This window comes from Gordonia sp. J1A (assembly GCF_055393515.1).
In genome coordinates, this window is the sequence record NZ_AP041607.1 from 1,607,560 (window position 1) to 1,627,937 (window position 20,378).

The following is a 20,378-nucleotide window of genomic DNA, read 5'->3' on the forward strand; positions in this document are numbered from 1 at the left end:
GTCATGGTACCGCCGACCCGCAAGGGAGTTTCCCGGCACCGGCGGGATGCGCCGGTCAGACGTGACTCTCCACGAACGGCGGCAGAACGACCTCGCAGGTCAGGGCCCGCCCGCGGACATCGACCACCACTTCGTCGCCCTTCTTGACGCCGGAGGCGGTGTCGATGAACGCCAGGGCGATGCCCTGCTTGAGGGTCGGAGAGAACGTGCCCGACGTGCACACACCGATCTGCTCACCGCCGGCCTCGACATGCACCGTGCAGTCCGCGCGCGGCACCCCGCGGCCGGTGGCCTTCAGCCCGTACAGGCGCCGGGCCGGGCCCGCGGCGCGTTCGGCCACCAGCGCCTCGCGTCCGAAGAACGACGGCTTGTCCCAGCCGACGGCCCACGACGACCGCGCCTGCACCGGGGTGATGTCGACGCTCAGTTCGTGTCCGTGCAGCGCGTACCCCATCTCGGTGCGGAGCGTGTCACGCGCACCGAGCCCCGCGGGCTGACCGCCGCGCGCAGTCACCTCGGCGAGCAGAGCGTCGAAGACCGCACCCGCGTCGTCCCACCGGGGCAGCACCTCGTACCCGTGCTCGCCGGTGTAGCCCGACCGGCACACCCGGATCTCCAGTTCGGCTCCGCTCAGCACGATCCGAGCGTCTCGGTAGGCCATGTACTCCATGTCGGTCGGCAGGTCGAGCGCGGCGAGCACGTCGGCCGACTGCGGGCCCTGGACTGCGAAGACCGCGTAATCGCGGTGCTGATCGGTGATCTCGATCCCTTCGGGGGCGACCGCTCGCAGTGCCGCCACGACGGCTGCCGTATTGGCTGCATTCGGCACCAGGAACACCTCGTCGTCGCCGGCCAGGTAGGCGATCAGATCGTCGATCACGCCGCCGCGCTCGTTGCAGCACAGCGTGTACTGGGCCTTCCCGGGCTCGATCTTGCCGAGATCGTTGGTCAGGGTCGCGTTCACGAATCCGGCGGCTCCCGGGCCCGCCACGAGCGCCTTGCCGAGGTGACTGACGTCGAAGATGCCGACGGTGCTGCGGACGGCGTTGTGCTCGGCGACGGTGCCTGCATACGAGACGGGCATGTTCCATCCGCCGAACTCGGCGAAGGAGGCGCCCAGGGCGGTGTGACGATCGGCGATCGGGCCTGCGAGCAGTTCAGTCATGGCGCTAACGGTATCGCCCCGACCCGGGCGGTTCCCACCCGAGGTTCGGCCGCTCGGCGGTGCCGGTGTGGCAGAGTTGAAAGGCGTGAGCGCCAACCACTTCTCCGACCGTGTCCGCGGTCCCCGCATCGACCTGACCACTGCCCTTTCCTCCGACGACGACGTGCTCGTCGTCGGCCTCGTCGCCGGTTCCGGCGACGGCGGCACCGAGGAGCCGACACTGCTGCTCGTCGAGGACTTCCTCGACGACGAGCCCGCCGACCAGATCAGCGCGGCGCTGTCGGCTCTGGGCGCCAAGGGATCGGTCGGCGAGATCACGCGGATCCCGGCACCGCAATCGCTGCCGGTCGGCGTGGTGGTCGCGGTCGGGCTGGGAACAGAAGTGGACGATCCGGAGACCATCCGACAGGCCGCAGGGAGCGCCCTACGCGCACTGGACGGATCCGACCGCGTCGTGAGCACCCTCTCGGCCGCCGACCTCGGTGCGGCGGCGGAGGGTTCGTACCTGGGCGCGTATCGCTTCGACGAACTGCGCAGCGAGAAGTCACGCCCCTCCGAGCAGCCGCCCTCCGCCGTGTCACTCGCGGTACCCGCGAAGAGCAAGCAGGCCAAGGTCGAACTCGACCACGCGCTGATCGTCGCCGACTCCGTCGCGATCGCCCGCGACTTCGTCAACACCCCGCCGAACGTCCTCTACCCCGCCGAGTTCGCCGAGCGCGCACGCATCCTCGGCAGCAAGGCCGGCCTCCGGGTGGAGATCCTCGACGACGTGGAACTGGCGAAGGCAGGCTACGGCGGCATCGTCGGCGTGGGACAGGGATCCTCGCGCAAGCCCCGCCTGGTGCGCCTGACCCACGAGGCCAAGGGCGCCGAGCGCACCGTCGCGCTCGTCGGCAAGGGCATCACCTTCGACACCGGCGGCATCTCCATCAAACCCGCCGCCGGGATGGACCACATGACCTCGGACATGGGCGGTGCGGCGGCGGTCATCGCCTCCACGATCGCCGCCGCACGCCTGGACGTGCCGGTCACGGTCATCGCGACGGTGCCGATGGCCGAGAACATGCCCTCGTCGACCGCGCAGCGTCCCGGCGACGTCCTCACCCAGTACGGCGGCACCACGGTCGAGGTCCTCAACACCGACGCGGAGGGCCGGCTGATCCTGGCGGACGCCATCGTCCGCGCCTGCGAGGACGAGCCGGACTTCCTCATCGACACGGCCACCCTGACCGGCGCACAGATGGTGGCGCTGGGCACCCGGACTCCCGGTGTGCTCGGCACGGACGACTTCCGGGACCGCGTCGCCGCCATCTCCCAGTCGGTCGGCGAGCACGGCTGGCCGATGCCGATGCCTGCGGAACTCCGCAGCGACCTGAATTCACGGATCGCCGATCTCGCCAACGTCACCAACCACCGCTGGGGAGGCATGCTGTCGGCCGCGATGTTCCTGCGGGAGTTCGTCGCCGAGGGGCTCGACTGGGCGCATATCGACGTCGCCGGCCCGGCGTTCAACACCGGTGGCCCGTGGGGCTACACCGGTAAGGGCGGCACCGGCGTACCCGTCCGGACCATCATCGCGGTCATCGAGGACATCGCCGGCGGACAGTGACGCGCACCGCACTCCGGCGTTCAGCGGACTCACGCGGAGCCGAGATCGTTTGGGAGTAGGCTGAGTCACGGGCGTCGACCCATCCGGCCGACATCACGCGAACCTGCACACGCCGCTGGAGCGCGCCGACCCGCATCGACCGATCGACCGAACAGCACAGTTCACGAAATTGTTAGGGAGTCACACGCAAATGGCCTTCTCTGTCGAGATGCCCGCACTGGGCGAGAGCGTCACCGAGGGAACCGTCACCCAATGGCTGAAGCAGGAAGGCGACACCGTAGCGGTCGACGAGCCCCTGCTCGAAGTCTCCACCGACAAGGTCGACACCGAGATCCCGTCGCCCGTCGCGGGTGTGCTGGTCAAGATCGTCGCCGCTGAGGACGACGTCGTCGAGGTGGGCGGACAGCTGGCGCTGATCGGAGAGGCCGGCGAGTCGGCGTCCGATGACGCGGCCGCGCCCGAACCCGCCGCCGCTCCCGAGCCGGAACCCGAACCCGAGCCCGCCGCACCCGCTGCCTCCGCTCCGGCCGCCGAGAGCCCCGCGACCGAGGCGCCGGCCGCGTCGACTCCCGCGGCCTCGGCATCCGGCGTCGACGTCCTCATGCCCGAACTGGGCGAGAGCGTCACCGAGGGCACGGTGACCAACTGGCTCAAGCAGGTCGGCGACACGGTCGCGGTCGACGAACCGCTGGTCGAGGTGTCCACCGACAAGGTCGACACCGAGATCCCGTCGCCGACGGCTGGTGTGCTTCTCGAGATCGTCGCCGACACCGACGAGATCGTCGAGGTCGGCGGCAAGCTGGCCGTCATCGGCGACCCGAGTGCCGCATCGGCGGCCCCCGCGGCTCCGGCTCCGGCGGCTCCGGCTCCCGCGCCGGCCGCTCCCCCGACGCCCGAGCCCGCCGCTCCGGCACCTGAACCCGCACCCGCGGCCGCCGCACCCGCTCCGGCTCCGGCCGCTCCGACTCCCGCTGCCGCCGACGGAGATCTGCAGTCCACTCCGTACGTGACGCCGCTCGTGCGGAAGCTGGCCGCGGAGAACGGAATCGACCTGGCGACCGTCAAGGGCACCGGCGTCGGCGGACGCATCCGCAAGCAGGACGTGCTGGCCGCGGCCGAGGCCAAGAAGGCGCCTGCCGCCCCCGCCGCGGCTCCGGCCGCAACACCGTCGGCGCCGACACCGGCCGCCGCACCCGCCGCGGCGAGCCCCGAATTGGCTGCACTGCGCGGAACGACGCAGAAGATCAACCGCATCCGGCAGATCACCGCGGCCAAGACGCGCGAGTCGCTGCAGACCAGCGCGCAGCTCACGCAGGTCCACGAGGTCGACATGACCCGCATCGCGGCACTGCGCACCGCGGCGAAGTCCTCGTTCAAGGCAGCCGAGGGCGTCAACCTGACCTTCCTGCCGTTCTTCGCCAAGGCCGTCGTCGAGGCACTGAAGGTGCATCCGAACGTCAACGCCTCGATCAACGAAGAGGCCAAGGAGATCACGTACCACGCCGACGTGCATCTGGGCATCGCCGTCGACACCGAGCAGGGCCTCCTGTCGCCGGTGATCCACAACGCCGACGACCTCTCGCTGGCCGGCCTCGCTCGCGCGATCGCCGACATCGCCGCACGGGCCCGTTCCGGCGGGCTCAAGCCCGACGAGCTGGCCGGCGGCACGTTCACGATCACGAACATCGGCAGCCAGGGCGCTCTGTTCGACACCCCGATCCTGGTCCCGCCGCAGGCGGCCATGCTCGGCACCGGCGCGATCGTCAAGCGCCCCGTGGTTCTCACCGGCGACGACGGCACCGAGTCGATCGCCGCACGGTCGATGGCCTACCTACCGCTGACCTACGACCACCGGCTCATCGACGGTGCGGACGCCGGCCGGTTCCTCACCACGGTCCGTCACCGTCTCGAGGCCGCGGAGTTCGCCGCCGACCTGGGGCTGTAAGCACCCGGATATGCGAATCGCGGTCGCGGGAAGTCACGGGCTGATCGGTTCGGCCCTCGTTCCCGCGCTGACGCAGGCGGGGCACGACGTCCACACTCTGGTGCGTCGTGCCCCGACCGGTCCGCGGGAGATCGGTTGGGAACCCGAGCGGTCCGAACTGCCGGCCGACGCCCTGCGCGGCTTCGACGCGGTCATCGCCCTCGGCGGCGAGAACATCGGAGCCCACCGATGGAGCGGCCAGGTGAAGCAGCGGCTCCGCAATTCGCGGATCATCCCGACCACCGTCCTGGCCGACGCCGTCGCCGAGTCCGGCGTCGGAGTGTTCCTCAACGCCAGTGCCTCCGGTTTCTACGGAGACACCGGTGAGACCGCGGCGGACGAGACGTCGCCGCACGGCTCCGGCTTCCTGGCCGACCTGGTGGTCGACTGGGAGAAGGCCACCGAGCCCGCACAGGCCTCGGCGCGCGTGGTCACGCTCCGCACGGCGCCCGTGCTCTCCCGGCGCGGCGGCATCCTCGCGCGGCTCCGACCGCTCTACCGTTTCGGCCTCGGCGCCCGTATCGGCGACGGCAGGCAGTGGTTCTCGTGGATCAGCCTGCCCGACGAGATCGCCGCGATCACGCACGTGCTCGGCGACGATTCGATCGTCGGTCCGGTCAATCTGACCGCGCCCGGACCGGTACGCTTCGCCGATTTCTCCGCCGAGCTCGCACGAGCCGTCCACCGCCCCGCGGTGCTGCGCGTGCCCGCCGCGCTCGCGCGCAAGGCGGGCGGAGAGATGGTCGAGGAGATGGTCCTGACGTCCTCGCGCGTGGTTCCCGTGCTGCTCACCGACCGCGGCTTCACCTTCACCCACCCTCATCTGACATCTGCACTGGAGTACTGCTGTGCGTAACGCATCGTCGCGAGCCGACGGAGCACCGATCGAAGTCCGCCGCCTCGGCGTCGTCGACTACACCGAGGCCTACGAGCTGCAACACCGCCTGGCCGAGCAACGCGCCACCGGCGAGCTCGACCACGACCTGCTGCTGTTGCTCGAACATCCGTCGGTCTACACGGCGGGCAAACGGACCGAGGACTCCGACCGTCCGGTCAACGGCGCCCGGGTGATCGACGTCGACCGCGGCGGCCGCATCACCTGGCACGGTCCCGGCCAGCTCGTCGGGTATCCCATCGTCAAGCTCGCCGAACCCCTCGATGTGGTCGACTACGTCCGCCGTCTCGAAGAGGCGCTGATCGGCGTGGCGGCACGGCAGGGTCTGGCCACCGGCCGCGTGGACGGGCGCTCCGGCGTGTGGCTGCGCGACGCCGCCGGGGAGCGCAAGCTCGCCCAGATCGGCATCCGCGTCGCCAAGGGCGTCACCCTTCACGGGTTCGCCCTCAACGTGAACCCGGACATGTCAGTGTTCGACGCGATCGTCCCGTGCGGCATCGCGGACGCGGGGGTGACCTCGCTGAGCCAGGAGACCGGCACCGCCGTGACCGTCGACGACGTGCTCGACGACGTCGTCGAACTGGTCCAGAAGTGCCTGGACGACCCGGCCGGACCCGGCTCGGATACGGCAGGCGCCCCGGCTGAGGCCGGTCGGCCCACCGCACCCACGAGCGTAGGATCGGCACAGTGACCACCACCCCCGCCCAACCCGCCTCACCGAGTCCCGCCGACGCTCCCGCCGGGCGCAAGCTCCTGCGTCTGGAGGTGCGCAACGCGCAGACTCCCATCGAGCGCAAGCCGAAGTGGATCAAGACGCGTGCCACGATGGGACCGGAGTACACCGAGCTCAAGGGACTGGTGCGCAGCGAGGGGCTCCACACGGTGTGTGAGGAGGCCGGCTGCCCGAACATCTACGAGTGCTGGGAGGACCGCGAGGCCACCTTCCTGATCGGCGGAGAGCAGTGCACCCGTCGCTGCGACTTCTGCCAGATCGACACCGGCAAGCCCGCCGCACTCGACCGCGACGAACCGCGCCGCGTGGCCGAGTCCGTCCGGTCGATGGGGCTGCGCTACTCCACCATCACCGGCGTCGCCCGCGACGATCTCCCCGACGAGGGAGCGTGGCTGTACGCCGAGACCGTTCGCAAGATCCACGAACTCAATCCCGGCACCGGCGTCGAGAATCTGATCCCCGACTTCCACGCGAAGCCCGACCTGCTCGACGAGGTCTTCGCCTCCCGTCCCGAGGTGCTGGCTCACAATCTCGAGACCGTTCCCCGCATCTTCAAGAGCATCAGGCCCGCCTTCCGGTACGAACGCTCCCTGGAGGTGCTGACCCGTGCCCGCGACTACGGCCTCGTGACCAAGTCGAACCTCATCCTCGGCATGGGAGAGACACCGGACGAGGTGCGAGAGGCTCTGCGCGACCTCCACGACGCCGGCTGCGACATCGTCACCATCACCCAGTACCTGCGACCGTCGGTGCGGCATCATCCCGTCGAACGGTGGGTCAAGCCCGAGGAGTTCGTGGAGCACTCGCAGTACGCCGAGGAGATCGGATTCGCCGGGGTGATGGCCGGTCCGCTGGTGCGGTCGTCGTATCGCGCAGGCCGGCTGTACGCCCAGGCGATGGCCCGTCACGGCCGTGAGCTGCCGCCGGAACTGGCCCATCTGGCCAAGGAGGGCAGCGCCGCTCAGGAGGCCTCTTCGGTCCTCGCCCGCACCGTGCGCTGAGGCCCGCCCACTGCCGAATCGACCGGCCGGAACATGTGTTCCGGCCGGTCGATTCCGTTGTGCGGGCCGCGCTACCCGAGCGCCGTCGACACTGCGTCGGCGCGCTCGGTGTGCACCGTAGACTGGCACTCATGGCTAAGGCGCAAGACAAGTCGAGCAAAGAGGCGAAGCAGGCTGCTAAGGCAGCTCGCAAAGCGGCGAGCAGGGAACGGCGGCAGCAGATCTGGCAGGCGTTCCAGATGCAGCGGAAAGAGGACAAGGCCCTCATCCCGCTGATGGTCGCCACCGTCCTGGGCACCACGCTGGTCTTCGGCCTGCTCGGCCAGTTCGTCTTCCACAATCTCTGGATCACCCTGCCGCTCGGCGTCATCCTCGGCGCGCTGCTCGCCTTCGTTCTGTTCGGCCGGCGCGTTCAGCGGAGCGTCTACAAGAAGGCCGAGGGCCAGCCGGGCGCCGCGGGCTGGGCTCTGAGCAACATCCGTGGGCAGTGGCGGGTACAGCAGGCCGTCACCGGCACCTCGCATCTCGACGCGGTGCACCGCGTCATCGGCAAGCCCGGCGTCATCCTGGTCGGTGAGGGCTCCCCCACTCGCGTCAAGCCGCTGCTGGCGCAGGAGAAGAAGAAGGCCGCCCGCGTGGTCGGCGACACCCCGATCTACGAGATCCTCGTCGGCGACGGCGACGGCCAGGTGCCGCTGTCGAAGCTGGAACGCCACATCCGCAAACTCCCGAGCAACATCGACCGCAAGCGGATGGACGCGCTCGAGGGCCGACTGTCCGCGCTCAAGGCGAAGAGCGGCGCCGGCGCCGCCATGCCCAAGGGCCCGATGCCGCAGGGCGCCAAGATGCGCAGCGTCAGCCGCACCACCCGTCGCCGCGGGGCCTGAACCTCCCGGCCGGTGGAACACCGCCCCACCGCCCGCATCGCGCTCGTGCGAATGTCGGGCGATTCCGACTCGAACGAGGAGCTTTGACATGACCGATCTGAACCGTTACGGCCCCTGGGCATTGATAGTCGGAGCCTCCGAGGGAGTCGGTTCCGCGTTCGCCCGGCGCCTGGCCGCCGACGGGTTCGGAGTCGTGCTCGCCGCCCGCAACGCCGAGCGTCTGGAGGCGGTGGCCGGCGAGGTGCAGGCGCTCGGCGCACCTTCGCGCACGGTCGCTCTGGACATCCTCGACGAGGACGCCGCCGAACGGCTGATCGACGCGACCGCCGACCTCGAGATCGGGCTCCTGGTGATGAACGCCGGCGCCAACACGTACGGGCACTCGTTCGTCGACGGCGACCTCGCGCGCCACAACGAGGTGGTCACGCTCAACGTCCTGCGCCAGCTGCCGCTCCTGCACCACTACACGCGGGCGATGGTGGAGCGCGGCCGGGGCGGAGTCATCACCACCGGATCGGTCGCCGGCTACACGGGCTCACCGCGCGAAGGCGCCTACGCCGCGTCGAAGGCCTTCCTCCGGGTCTTCACCGAAGGTCTCTGGGTGGAGTGCAAGCCGAAGAACGTGGACGTGGTGCACCTGGTGCTCGGACTCACCCGGACCCCCGCGATGGAGCGCCGCGGCCTGAACTTCGACAACCCCGGCATCCCGGTGTCCGAGCCCGACGATGTCGCCGCCGAGGGTCTGGCCCATCTGGCCGACGGCCCGGTCTGGATCACCGAAAACAATGTGAGGTCGGTTCAGCGGCAGTCGGGGCCCGATCGCGCCGCGATCGTTCAGGCGTCCGCCGACGTGATCGCGAAGGTGGTCGGTCGGCGGTGATGCGCATCGGACTCGGTCTGCCCGTCGTCACCGCCTACCCGCCGACCACTCAGGACTGGGAGAAGGGTGCGGGCATCGCTGAGATCGCGACGGCCGCCCGTGTGGCCGACGCCCTCGGCTTCCACCACCTCACCTGCAGCGAACACGTCGCGGTGCCGGACGAGGTGGCCGCGGTCCGGGGCGGCGTGTACTGGGATCCGCTCGCGACCTTCGGGTACCTCGCGGCCATCACCCGCCAGATCCGCTTCGCGACCAGCGTGCTGGTTCTCGGCTATCACCATCCGCTCGAAGTCGCCAAGCGCTACGGCACCCTCGACCAGGTCTCCGGCGGACGGCTCGTCCTCGGCGTCGGCGTCGGGAGTCTGCAGGAGGAGTTCGAGCTGCTGGGCGCCGAGTTCGACGGCCGCGGCGCCCGCGCCGACGACGCGCTGGCCGCGATCCGGTCGGCGTTCCCGACCGGCACGCCGTCGCACACCGGCCCGTACTACTCCTACGGCGGCGTGACGGTGGAGCCGCACGCAGTGCAGGACCGGGTGCCCGTGTGGGTCGGCGGCCGGAGCGGTCGCGCCCTGCGCCGCGCCGTGGAACTCGGCGACGGGTTCAGCCCGTTCGCCCTGTCGCCCGACGAGGTCGCCGCCATGCTGTCGCGCGTCGAGACCCCGGAGGGATTCGACGTGGTGCTGCCCAGCGGTCCGGTGGACCCGCTCGGCGATCCGGACGGAGTCCGGAGCCGTCTCGACTCGCTGCAGGCGGCCGGCGCGACGATCGTGACAGCATCCATCGCCGCCACCGGTCTGGATCACTACACCGACCAGCTCGACGCACTCCACTCCCTCGCCCGTGCGCAGGGCGCCGTGTTCAGCCCCGCGGCGGAGGGCCCCCGATGAATGTCGACGAGCGGCTCGAGGCTCTCGAGACCCGGCTGCGCCTCGTGGAGGACAGGCTCGCGATCACCGATCTCGTCTACCGCTACGGTCCCGCGATCGACACCGGGTCGGTCGACGACGTGCTCGCTCTCTTCACCGAGGACGGCGTGTACGACGTCGACACCGGCAGGCTCTCCGGTGCGCAGGAGATCGCGGACATGGTGACCGGCGATCCGCACCAGGGGCTCATCCACCGCGGCTGCAGTCACGTGATGAGCGCGCCGCAGATCCGGATCGACGGCGACCGTGCGAGCGTCGTCAGCTACTCGCAGCTGCTCCTGCGCGACCCCGCCAGGGACACCTTCACCGTGCTGCGTGCGACGGTCAATCACTGGGCGCTCACCCGCACCCCCGACGGGTGGCGGGTGGCCCAGCGCACCGCACGCAAGGTCGACGGATCCGACGAGGTGCGCGCGCTACTGGCCTCCCACGGCCTCGACCGGACGTCAGAGAGCAGCTGAGTCGCCGAGCGGCTCATCCGCACCGAGCCGGAAGTGCGACCGGTCGGGCCGGGCGAGCATCCTCGACAGCGTCGCGCGGTCGAACGGCCACAGGTCCACCGCACCGGACTCGGTGAGGTACCAGGAATCGCATCCGCCTGTCTTCCACACCGTCGTCTCCGACGCCGCCGCCACCTGGGCGTTGAACTCGGCCGTCGCCTCCTCGGTGACCTCTATCCGGTCCACCTCTCCGTTCCGGAACAGGTCGAACCACTGCGCCAGGTACCGTGCGGTCTTCTCGGCCGTGTACTGCAGGGAGATCGAGCCGGTCGGTGAGTTGGGTCCAAGGACGGTGAACAGGTTGGGGAAGCCCGGGATCGCCGTCATCCGGTACGCCCGCGGACCGTCCCGCCACGCCTCGTCGATCGTGAGTCCGCCGCGGCCGACCACCGTCATCGGGCGCATGTAGTCGTGCGCGCGGAAGCCGGTCGCCAGAATGATCACGTCCACCTCGTGGAGCCGCCCGTCGGCGGTCACGATCCCCTCCGGCCGGACCTCGGTGATGGACTCGGTCACGAGGTCGGCGTTGCCGGCGGTGATCGCACGGTAGTAGGTGCCCGACACCACCTGCCGCTTGCACAGCGGCTGGTAGTCGGGCGTCAGGTCGGCCCGCAAGTCGCTGTCGCGGACTTGAGCGCGCAGCGACAGTCGCGCGTAGGCCTGAACGGCTCGGCGGCGCCAGGTGTCTTTGCGGACGATGTCGGCCAGAATTCCCGACCCCCACAGCAAGCCTCGGTACAGCGCGTGATGCAGGCGCGGCGACGCGGCCAGGACGGTGTCCGCGAAGGGCAACTGCGGCAACCACATCGGCGCCCAGAGGATCCACTGCGGGGTCCGGGTGAAGTGGAGCAGTTCCCGGGCTTCCGGCTGTAGCGCGGAGACCACCTGCACGCCGGTGGAGCCGGTGCCGATCACCGCGATCCGCTGTCCTGAGGTGCGCACGTCGTCGTCCCAACGCGCGGTGTGCACCACCGGTCCCGCGAAGCTGTCGAGCCCGGGGATGTCGGGGATCGACGGGTTGTGCAGCACCCCGGTGGCGCAGACGACGAAGTCGGCGTCCACCGTCACCCCGTCAGCGAGAGTGACCGTCCACCGACCGGTGGCGTCGTCGAAGACGCTGCTGACGACCTCGGCGTTCAGCCGGATCCGGTCGCTCAAGCCCAGGCGTTCGACGACGTCCCGGTGATACCGCTGGATCTCCGGACCACTGGCCCAGATCTTGGGCCAATCGGGTTTGGGTGCGAATCCGAACTGGTAGAGCTGCGAGGGCACGTCGCACGTGAGACCCGGGTAGTGGTTCCAATGCCATACCCCGCCGACGTCGTCGCCCTTCTCGTAGACGGTGAAGTCGGTGAACCCGGCCTCCTGCAGGACATGTGCCGTGGTGATGCCGGCTATCCCCGCACCGATGACGACGATCCGCGGCGATCGGCGGGCCGTCACAGCGCGGCCCGAGTCTCAAGAGCCCGGGCGACGGCCTCGGCCACGGTCGATCGCGCGGCGTCGAATGCGCGCTCCCGGTGATCCCGGTTCATGAAGTTCCATCCGAGACCGGCCATGTCTGCCGCACCGGGGGCGATGTGGACCACCTCGGTCCCGCGTCGACGGACGGTTGCGATCTCGGCGTCGAGCACGGCCGACATCGGCCGCCGGAGAAGAGCTCGTTCGGCGAGTCCGCCGATTCCGGGGGCCCGCACGGACGGCGCCGACGCCATCGGGGTGATCAGGTAGATCAGATCCGCTTCGTCTCGCGCGACCAGATCCACCGAGGCGGTGGACGCGGCCCCGCCGTCGACGTACTCGCGGCCCTCGATCGCCACCGGGGGCATCCATCCGGGAATCGCCCACGAGGCGCGCAGCGCCTCGCCTGCGCCGGCCTTCGGTGCACCCGGAGCACCGAACGCGACGCGCGCGCCGTCGTCCACGCGGTACGCGACCATGCGCGCGCCGGGATGCGGCAGTCGGCCGTAGTCCGCGGTCACCGCGTCCGCGAGTCGCTGAAGCCAGGAGGCATCACCGCGCCCGCGGGGAGCGATGCCGGTCAGCGCGGCGTGACCGCCGCGCCTGGTCCACAGCGTCGAGGGTCGAGGTCGCGCCGGACGCGGCAGCGGAGGCAGGCTCGGGGGCGTGGCAGCCGAGTGCGCCCGGAGAATCGGGCTGGTGGCCCGACCGGCCTGCATGTCTGCGAGGTCGGCGGCAGTGAATCCGCCGGCGAGCATCGTCACCATCTCCGCACCGGCGGAGGTGCCCTGCAGCACCGTCGCCTCCGCCGGGTCCCAACCGGTCTGCCGAGTCAGCTCGTCGAGGGCGGCGATCGCCCACGCTCCGCCGATGGTCCCGCCGCATCCGATCACCAGGGCCGTCTTCGTCATCGCGCCCGCACCTCGCTCGTGCCCGCAGAGTCCACTACCGCGCCGTCGACCACCGTGCCGCCGGAGTGGCCGCCCGCCGCGTGATCGCTCGCCTGCCTCGCGATCCGTGCGAGGTACGCCGATCGCTCCGCGGCGTCCAGGGCCAGCGCCTGACCGTGTCCGGCCAGAGTGCGCGCGACGCGTTCCACCGACTCCGGGACGAACAGGTCGGCGATCGACCATCCGGGCAGCACCCATCCGGGGACCGACGTGCGGGCCGCTCGCGTGCGAACCGTGCGGACCACGGCACGGGCGACATCCTGCGGGTCGACGGTGGGAAGCACGCCTCCGAGGTCCGCTCCGGAAGCCAGCTCGGTGCGGACCGCTGCGGGCAGAATCGCGGACACGGTGACGCCCGTGCCGTCGTATTCGCGGCGGGCGGCCAGCGAGGCGCCGTAGGCGGCGAACTTGCTGGCGTTGTACGAGACCATTCCCGGCAGTGGCAGCATTCCGGCCATCGACGCAATGTTGACGATGTGGCCTCTCCCCTCGCCGAGCATCGAAGGCAGGACGGCGCGCATCCCGTTCAGCATGCCCCGGACGTTGACGTCGAGGATCAGATCGGCGGTGGCCTCCGACTCCTCGAGGAACGCGCCCACCGGCATCACACCCGCGTTGTTGACCAGGATGTCGATGCGCCCGCACTCGTCGAGGACCTTCGAGACGAACTCACGCCAGGAGACGGCGTCGGTCACGTCCAGCACCGCCGACCGCGCACCGTCGATGACGCCAGCCGTGTCAGCGGCGACGTCGGCGTCCACGTCCCCGATCCAGACCGTCGCCTCCGCCTCCGCGAACTGTCGGGCGATCTCGGCGCCGATCCCCCGCGCCCCACCGGTGACTACGACGACGGCGCCGGGCGGCTCGATCCGCGGATTCGACCGCGCGTACGACCCCGGAACCAACTCGCTCAGCATCTCGGACAGCCTCACGGCCCACCTTCTCTCGGATCTTGCCATTGGATGATGGCACCGATGATCGTTCAGATACCATCGGTATGTCAATACCTTCGGTATCTGAAATGAGGAGGTCCGATATGGCCAGGATCAGCCGCGCCGACCAGAAGGAGCGGAACCGAGCGGCTCTTCTCGCCACCGCACGCACCCAGTTCCTCGACGCCGGCTACGCGGCGACCAGCCTCGATGCGATCGCCGAGGCGGCGGGCTTCTCGAAGGGCGCGGTGTACTCCAACTTCAAGGACAAGCCGACGCTCTGCCGGGCCGTGCTCGAGGACATCCACGGGGAGAAGCTGAACGAGCTGCGCGGCATCGTCGAACAGAGCACCGACCTGCACGGGATGCTCGACGCTTTCGCAGCGTGGGTGCGCCGCACCATCGGCGACGTGGAGTGGACGATGCTCGAAATGGAGTTCGCGGTGCTCTCACGGCATCATCCGGAACAGAAGGCGATGATCGTCTCCCTGCGTGAGGATGCGCGCGACGCCCTGGCCGGGCTTCTCGAAACCGTTCTCGGAGACTTCTCGCCGCTCATCGACCAGGCGGCGGCGGACACCTCGAATCCGGTGCCCACGCGGGACGAGATCGCCGACCTGATTCTCAGCACCGGAATCGGGCTCGGGATCCAACGAGCCATCGACCCGGCCGTGTCCGTCGAACCCGGCATCGCGTTGATCCGGTCGGCGTTCGGCCGGTGAGTCGACTCAGCGCGTGCGGACGATGGCCGTTCCGGTCGCGCGGTCGTGCATCGCGCGACCGTTGTAGTCGTTGATGAGTGCCGGCACCACGAAGATCAGAATCGCTTGGCGGCCGAGGGCCCGAATCGGCCCGACCGCGGCCCTCGGCGTCTCCCCGCGAGCCTCCGCGGCGCCGCGATCACTGCCCAGATCCACCCGTACCACCCGCGTGCCCGCGATGAACTGCCCCGGGGTGAAGCCGAAGAAGGCCACCGCCAGCACACCGATCACGAACCAGATGATCAACTGCGGCGTCGCCGCCGCACGCATGGTCATCTCCAGACTCGACGCCATCTCCTGAGCCGGCCGCACGCCGACGATCACGATCGCGAGGCCGCCGGCGATCAGCCAGTCGAACAGCAACCCCACCACGCGCAGCCACCCGCCGGCGAGAGCGCCCGGTCCGTCCTGCGGCAACCCGAGATCCTGCCCGCGGTACTCGTTCTCCGTGGCACCCGGGAACTGCGGCCCCGACAGCCACGTACTCGTCGCGCGCGCCACTACTGGGCCCCTCGGGAAACGGTCATGAATACCACGGTCATGAATGCCATGGTAGCCAGCTTCCCCGTGCACCCCAATAACGTGACTCCGACCACACCGCCGTGCGCGCGACGCGGTCTTTCGTAACGCGCCGGCCATCGGTGTAACACGGGGGAAACATTGGTTTAGCGCACGAGCAACGTCATCTCCGTACTCTGGTTGCCGAGATTCGTGCTGCCCTCGCGAGGGTGGCACGGGTTCTGTGTCAGAGAGTTTCTGACCGGATCTTCACCAAGAAGGAGTCAGGCGAACCGTGTACAACACGAACGAGGAACTGCTCGAGGGGATCAAGGCCGAAGGTGTCGAGTACGTCGACATCCGCTTCTGTGACCTGCCGGGAACGATGCAGCACTTCTCCATCCCCGCAGCAGCATTCACCGAGGACGTCTTCGAAGAGGGCCTGGCATTCGACGGTTCGTCGGTTCGCGGCTTCCAGTCGATCGACGAGTCGGACATGATGCTCCTCCCCGACCCGGCCACCGCGCGGATCGACCCGTTCCGCAAGGCGAAGACGATGAACATCAGCTTCTTCGTTCACGACCCGTTCACCCGCGAGGCCTACAGCCGCGATCCCCGCAACGTCGCGCGCAAGGCCGAGGAGTACCTCGCCTCCACCGGCATCGCCGACGCCTGCTTCTTCGGCGCGGAGGCCGAGTTCTACATCTTCGACTCGGTCTCGTTCAGCTCCGAGATGAACTCGACCCACTACGAGGTCGAGTCGGAGTCAGGTTGGTGGAACGCCGCGTCGCCGACCAACCCCGACGGCACCCCGAACAAGGGCTACAAGGTCCGCCAGAAGGGCGGCTACTTCCCCGTCGCCCCGTACGACCACTACGTCGACCTGCGCGACGAGATGTCGACCAACCTGACCAACTCGGGCTTCACCCTCGAGCGCGGCCACCACGAGGTCGGCACCGGCGGCCAGGCGGAGATCAACTACCGCTTCAACACGCTGCTGCACGCCGCGGACGACGTTCAGCTGTTCAAGTACATCATCAAGAACACCGCGTGGCAGAACAACAAGTCGGTCACCTTCATGCCGAAGCCGCTCTTCGGCGACAACGGTTCGGGCATGCACGCTCACCAGTCGCTCTGGAAGGACGGCAAGCCGCTGTTCCACGACGAGTCGGGCTACGCCGGACTGTCGGACATCGCGCGCTACTACATCGGCGGCATCCTGCACCACGCTCCGTCGCTGCTGGCCTTCACCAACCCGACCATCAACTCCTACAAGCGCCTGGTTCCGGGCTACGAGGCTCCGATCAACCTCGTCTACAGCCAGCGCAACCGCAGCGCCTGTGTGCGCATCCCGATCACGGGCAACAACCCGAAGGCCAAGCGCATCGAGTTCCGCTGCCCCGACAGCTCGGGCAACCCGTACCTGGCATTCGCGGCGATGATGATGGCCGGCCTGGACGGCATCAAGAACCGCATCGAGCCGCACGAGCCGGTCGACAAGGACCTCTACGAGCTCCCGCCGGAGGAGGCCAAGGGCATCCCGCAGGCACCGACCTCGCTGTCTGCCGTGATCGATCGCCTCGAGCAGGACCACGACTACCTGACCAGCGGCGGCGTCTTCACCGAGGACCTCATCGAGACCTGGATCGCACTCAAGCGCGAGAACGAGATCGAGCCGATCCAGATCCGCCCGCACCCGTACGAGTTCAACCTGTACTACGACTGCTGACGTCCGACCTGCTGCTACGCCTTTTCGGTACGCAGTAGAGCCCGCAGTCCCCTCGACCCGCTCCGCGATCACCTTCCCGATCGCCGAGCGGGTCGGCTCGTCTGAGTCCGGCGATGACAGAGCCGATCCACCCGCTCGGGCTCACGTCCATCCGTGACGAGCCCCGTTCCCTCTGCTCGACGAACCGTCGACCGGGCTCGATGTCGCCGCGCATGAACAGTGCCGAGACAGACGTGCGTAGGTGCCCGCGCCGGCCTACCCGATGAGATCGAGCGCCAGGTCTCGCGCTCGGTCGAGTTGCTCCTCGCTCCCGAAGAGTTCGCGGTGGACGTTCGCCGCACACAGGTAGGCGTCGATGCGGAACGCGTCCCCGGCCGGGTCAGCGACCCCCGCCTCTCGCAACTCGGACTCCAGCAGATCGAGCCACTCACGCTTCAACGCACGCACCGCGTCCGCTACGTCACCCTCACGGCGCCCGTACTCGGCCGTACTCGCGACGATGAAGCAGCCGCCGGGGAAGACCGCTGCCCGCAGGTAGGCGACCCAGCAGTCCAACAATGCCCGCAACCGCGGCCTGCCCGGCTCATGTCCCCATGCCGGAGCCACAACCGCCTCCAGATAGATCGCGCGCGCCTCGGCGACAGCAGCCACCTGGATCGCCTCCCTGGTACCGAACACCGTCAGGATCCCGCTCTTACTCAACCCGGTCGCCGCCGCGAGCGACCCGACGCTGATCGAGTCGAGCCCATGGGTGGTGGCGATCTCCGCCGCCTTCCGCGCGACGGTGCGACGCGTGAGATCTCCACGCGCACGGCGCCCGTCGACCTTCGAGTCCGACGTCATGGTCCGAGAATATGCGACCGACTTGACGCGAACCATCGGCGCTACCTACGCTCCACAACAACACGTCCGATCGAACGTATAGTTTGGAAACCCTCCGTGCCCGTCCCCTCCGCAGAGCTCCTGCACGACACCATCGACATCGACGCCACCCCGGAACAGGTCTGGGAACTGATCAGCGACCTGCGCCGCATGCCGCAGTGGAGTCCCCAGGTCGACTCCGTGCGGCTGCGCGAAGGCTTCGACCGGATCGAGCTCGGTGCCGAGTTCACACATCTCAACCATGAAGGCGACCTCAAGTGGACAACCCACAGCACGATCGTGCGGTTCGAGCCTGAGCAGGAGATCGCCTTCCGGATCGAGGAGAACTGGGTCGTCTGGTCGTTCCAGACCACTCCCCTGCCCAAGGGCCAGACGCGCCTGAGCCAGCGGCGCGAGACACCGGCCGGCATCTCCGACTACTCACGGGAACTCACCGAGAAGTACCTCGGCGGACAGCAAGCCTTCACTCAGGTCTTGCGCGCCGGAATGCGTCAGACGCTCGAGGCGATCAAGGCCGCCGCCGAACAGTCCGACCGCACCACCTGATCCGAGGCCACCGGCAAGTCGGTTCCCCAGCCTTGTCGCGTCCGATTGTTCGCGCGTGTGCCCGACTGAACGGGTCGTGACCGGTCCCGCGACACCAGCGCTGTTTCTGTGCCTTCCGGCGCGCTCTGCGCGCAACCACCGCCGTCCGCGGTGCTACAACTTACTGCGAGTCCGCCGGTCCCGATCGGCGTCTCCTTCCGGCGCCCTCCCGGCCCCCCGACACCGCAGCGGCTCGCGTCGCTCACGGAAGTGAAAAGAACTCGTATGAAGATCCGTTCCCTGGCAGGTCTGTTCGCCGGCCTGCTCACCCTGACGGCCGCTGCGACCGGTACGACGGTCATGGCCGCGTCCGCGTCCGCCACGGCTCCCTCCCACATCGTGTCGGTGGCCGACGGTGCCACCCCGCAGCACAAAGTGGTCACCGTCTACTCGCAGTCGATGCAGCGCGACATCCCGCTCGACGTCCTGCGGCCCGCCGACACCCGCAAGCCGGCTCCGGTGCTGTACCTGCTCAACGGCGCCGGCGGCGGCGAGGACTCCGCGAGCTGGGCCCTGCGCACCAACTACGTCGAGTTCTTCCGCACCAAGCACGTCAACGTGGTGACCCCGCTCAAGGGCATGTTCTCCTACTACACCGACTGGGAGCGCGACGACGAGGTCCTCGGCAAGCAGAAGTGGCAGACCTTCCTGACGAAGGAGCTTCCTCCCCTGCTCGACAAGAGGTTCAAGACCAGCGGAAAGAACGGCATCGCGGGCATCTCGATGGCGGGCACATCGGTACTGAACCTCGCCATCGCCGCGCCGGCGCTGTACAAGATCACTGCCTCGTACAGCGGCTGCGCTCGCACCAGCGACAAGGTCGGCCAGCAGTACATCCGCACGGTGGTGGAGAGCCGAGGCAAGGCCGACACCCGCAATATGTGGGGACCGTACGACGGCCCCGGCTGGCGCAAGAACGATCCGTACCTCAACGCCGAGAAGCTCCGCGGCACCCAGATCTATCTCTCCTCCAACTCCGGGCTCCCCGGGCAGGACGAGTCGATCGAGCCCGGAAGCACCGCGGCGCAGGGCGTCTCGCTGGCCGACCGGGTGGTTCTCGGCGGCGCCATCGAAGCCGCCACCAACGTCTGCACCCAACAGATGGCGCAACGCCTGGCGCAGCTGAAGATCCCCGCCCGCGTGGAACTGCATCCGCAGGGCACCCACTCGTGGGGCTACTGGGAGCGCGAACTGCACTCGTCCTGGCCGATGATCGCCAAGGCCATCGGAGCCTGACCGGAACCGGGCACCACACGTGCGAGCGGCGGCTCGGAGTCCTGTCGGGGGACTCCGAGCCGCCGCTCTGCGTGAGGTGTGCCACCGACGTTTTCGTGCCACGTCCGGGCCCAGGAACCTATCAGTCCGGGCTGCTAGTGTCGTCGCCCATGAAGCGCAAGTCTCTCCTCCTGGTCCCCGCGGCGGCGGCCCTGCTGGCCGTGGCCGGATGCTCCTCCGACGACACCGCGGGCAGCGCGCAGACCAGCCTCGACGTGACCACGCCCAGTCCGACGATGGACGGCGGGATGTGCCCGGAGGCCGATCCGCCGGCCGACACCAGACCGCAGTGGCAGGTGATGGGTGCGACGGGCAGCGCGGAGATCGCCGCCTCCACCGATACCGCCGGGCCGCTCATCAAGATCACCCCGCCGTTCAGCGTCGATGAGACCCAGGTCAAGACACTGGCACCGGGAACCGGCGACGAGATCACGGACGCCTCCATCGTCAACGTCTGCTACGAGGGCGTCGACGGCCGCGACGGCCAGACCTTCGACAGCTCCTACCAGAAGGGCACGCCCACCCGCCTGCACGCCGACGGCGTGGTTCCGGGTTTCCGCAAAGCGCTCGTCGGACAGCGCGTCGGCGCCTCGGTGGCAGTGGTGATGACCTCCGCCGACGGATACCCCGACGGCAGTCCCGACGGAACCATCAAGCCCGGAGACAGCATCGTGTTCGTCCTCAAGATCATGGCTGCGGAACCGGCCTCGGCGACCGACGGATAG

At 69.1% G+C, this 20,378-nt stretch carries 20 protein-coding genes; 14 read left to right on the forward strand and 6 right to left on the reverse strand.

Annotated features, from left to right (window positions below; all coding sequences use genetic code 11):
- Positions 1–55 precede the first annotated feature (55 nt).
- Complete coding sequence (gene gcvT, locus ACZ5QD_RS07490; RefSeq protein WP_278124065.1) at positions 56–1,165, reverse strand: glycine cleavage system aminomethyltransferase GcvT; 1,110 nt, start codon at positions 1,163–1,165, stop codon at positions 56–58.
- Between the two features lie 85 nt (positions 1,166–1,250).
- Here gcvT and ACZ5QD_RS07495 point away from each other — a divergent pair, with 85 nt between their 5' ends.
- From ACZ5QD_RS07495 to ACZ5QD_RS07535, 9 genes are all read left to right on the forward strand, one after another.
- Positions 1,251–2,774, forward strand: a complete 1,524-nt coding sequence (locus tag ACZ5QD_RS07495; protein WP_278124066.1) for a leucyl aminopeptidase — start codon at positions 1,251–1,253, stop codon at positions 2,772–2,774.
- 190 nt (positions 2,775–2,964) lie between these two features.
- A complete protein-coding gene (gene sucB, locus ACZ5QD_RS07500; RefSeq protein WP_278124067.1) occupies positions 2,965–4,719 on the forward strand; it encodes a 2-oxoglutarate dehydrogenase, E2 component, dihydrolipoamide succinyltransferase in 1,755 nt (584 codons plus the stop codon).
- A 10-nt stretch (positions 4,720–4,729) separates the two neighbouring features.
- On the forward strand, positions 4,730–5,614 hold the full coding sequence (locus ACZ5QD_RS07505; RefSeq protein ID WP_045540057.1) for a TIGR01777 family oxidoreductase: 885 nt from the start codon (positions 4,730–4,732) through the stop codon (positions 5,612–5,614).
- Positions 5,607–6,344: a lipoyl(octanoyl) transferase LipB gene (gene lipB, locus ACZ5QD_RS07510; RefSeq protein ID WP_006895270.1), complete on the forward strand. Its 738-nt coding sequence runs from the start codon at positions 5,607–5,609 to the stop codon at positions 6,342–6,344. Before ACZ5QD_RS07505 ends, lipB begins: the two co-directional genes overlap by 8 nt.
- Positions 6,341–7,387, forward strand: a complete 1,047-nt coding sequence (gene lipA, locus ACZ5QD_RS07515) for a lipoyl synthase (protein WP_006895269.1) — start codon at positions 6,341–6,343, stop codon at positions 7,385–7,387. Before lipB ends, lipA begins: the two co-directional genes overlap by 4 nt.
- A 131-nt stretch (positions 7,388–7,518) precedes the next feature.
- Positions 7,519–8,274, forward strand: coding sequence for a DUF4191 domain-containing protein (locus ACZ5QD_RS07520; RefSeq protein WP_278124069.1), 756 nt, complete (start codon positions 7,519–7,521; stop codon positions 8,272–8,274).
- 88 nt (positions 8,275–8,362) lie between these two features.
- Positions 8,363–9,154 (forward strand): SDR family NAD(P)-dependent oxidoreductase, encoded by a 792-nt coding sequence (locus tag ACZ5QD_RS07525; protein WP_278124072.1) that lies wholly within the window; start codon positions 8,363–8,365, stop codon positions 9,152–9,154.
- Positions 9,154–10,041: an LLM class F420-dependent oxidoreductase gene (locus ACZ5QD_RS07530; RefSeq protein WP_278127442.1), complete on the forward strand. Its 888-nt coding sequence runs from the start codon at positions 9,154–9,156 to the stop codon at positions 10,039–10,041. Before ACZ5QD_RS07525 ends, ACZ5QD_RS07530 begins: the two co-directional genes overlap by 1 nt.
- Positions 10,038–10,541: a nuclear transport factor 2 family protein gene (locus ACZ5QD_RS07535; protein ID WP_039866938.1), complete on the forward strand. Its 504-nt coding sequence runs from the start codon at positions 10,038–10,040 to the stop codon at positions 10,539–10,541. The genes ACZ5QD_RS07530 and ACZ5QD_RS07535 overlap by 4 nt, the downstream gene beginning before the upstream one ends.
- Here the strand turns inward: ACZ5QD_RS07535 and ACZ5QD_RS07540 are convergent.
- From ACZ5QD_RS07540 to ACZ5QD_RS07550, 3 genes are read right to left on the reverse strand one after another with little or no spacing between them, the layout of a single operon-like run.
- A complete protein-coding gene (locus ACZ5QD_RS07540; protein ID WP_278124074.1) occupies positions 10,527–12,023 on the reverse strand; it encodes a flavin-containing monooxygenase in 1,497 nt (498 codons plus the stop codon). The two genes, ACZ5QD_RS07535 and ACZ5QD_RS07540, sit on opposite strands and share 15 nt — an antisense overlap.
- Positions 12,020–12,952 carry a patatin-like phospholipase family protein gene (locus ACZ5QD_RS07545; protein ID WP_006895260.1) on the reverse strand — a complete coding sequence of 311 codons (933 nt, stop codon included), beginning with the start codon at positions 12,950–12,952 and terminating at the stop codon, positions 12,020–12,022. The genes ACZ5QD_RS07540 and ACZ5QD_RS07545 overlap by 4 nt, the downstream gene beginning before the upstream one ends.
- Entirely contained in the window at positions 12,949–13,908 is a 960-nt protein-coding gene (locus ACZ5QD_RS07550) for an SDR family oxidoreductase (RefSeq protein ID WP_081598073.1), read from the reverse strand. The genes ACZ5QD_RS07545 and ACZ5QD_RS07550 overlap by 4 nt, the downstream gene beginning before the upstream one ends.
- A 119-nt stretch (positions 13,909–14,027) precedes the next feature.
- On the opposite strand from ACZ5QD_RS07550, the gene ACZ5QD_RS07555 reads away from it, so the two are divergent.
- Positions 14,028–14,645, forward strand: a complete 618-nt coding sequence (locus tag ACZ5QD_RS07555) for a TetR/AcrR family transcriptional regulator (RefSeq protein ID WP_006895258.1) — start codon at positions 14,028–14,030, stop codon at positions 14,643–14,645.
- A 6-nt stretch (positions 14,646–14,651) separates the two neighbouring features.
- Here ACZ5QD_RS07555 and ACZ5QD_RS07560 read toward each other — a convergent pair whose 3' ends face one another.
- The gene (locus tag ACZ5QD_RS07560; RefSeq protein WP_006895256.1) at positions 14,652–15,185 is read right to left on the reverse strand and encodes an RDD family protein; all 534 of its coding nucleotides are present in this window, start codon (positions 15,183–15,185) and stop codon (positions 14,652–14,654) included.
- Between the two features lie 292 nt (positions 15,186–15,477).
- Between ACZ5QD_RS07560 and glnA the strand changes: the two genes are divergently transcribed.
- The gene (glnA, locus tag ACZ5QD_RS07565; RefSeq protein ID WP_278124078.1) at positions 15,478–16,911 is read left to right on the forward strand and encodes a type I glutamate--ammonia ligase; all 1,434 of its coding nucleotides are present in this window, start codon (positions 15,478–15,480) and stop codon (positions 16,909–16,911) included.
- A gap of 255 nt (positions 16,912–17,166) precedes the next feature.
- Here glnA and ACZ5QD_RS07570 read toward each other — a convergent pair whose 3' ends face one another.
- Positions 17,167–17,754, reverse strand: a complete 588-nt coding sequence (locus ACZ5QD_RS07570; RefSeq protein WP_039866984.1) for a TetR/AcrR family transcriptional regulator — start codon at positions 17,752–17,754, stop codon at positions 17,167–17,169.
- Between the two features lie 96 nt (positions 17,755–17,850).
- Here ACZ5QD_RS07570 and ACZ5QD_RS07575 point away from each other — a divergent pair, with 96 nt between their 5' ends.
- From ACZ5QD_RS07575 to ACZ5QD_RS07585, 3 genes are all read left to right on the forward strand, one after another.
- Positions 17,851–18,339, forward strand: a complete 489-nt coding sequence (locus ACZ5QD_RS07575; protein WP_006895253.1) for an SRPBCC family protein — start codon at positions 17,851–17,853, stop codon at positions 18,337–18,339.
- Positions 18,340–18,603: 264 nt separating this feature from the next.
- Entirely contained in the window at positions 18,604–19,614 is a 1,011-nt protein-coding gene (locus ACZ5QD_RS07580; protein WP_006895252.1) for an alpha/beta hydrolase, read from the forward strand.
- Positions 19,615–19,763: 149 nt separating this feature from the next.
- On the forward strand, positions 19,764–20,378 hold the full coding sequence (locus ACZ5QD_RS07585; protein ID WP_039866935.1) for an FKBP-type peptidyl-prolyl cis-trans isomerase: 615 nt from the start codon (positions 19,764–19,766) through the stop codon (positions 20,376–20,378).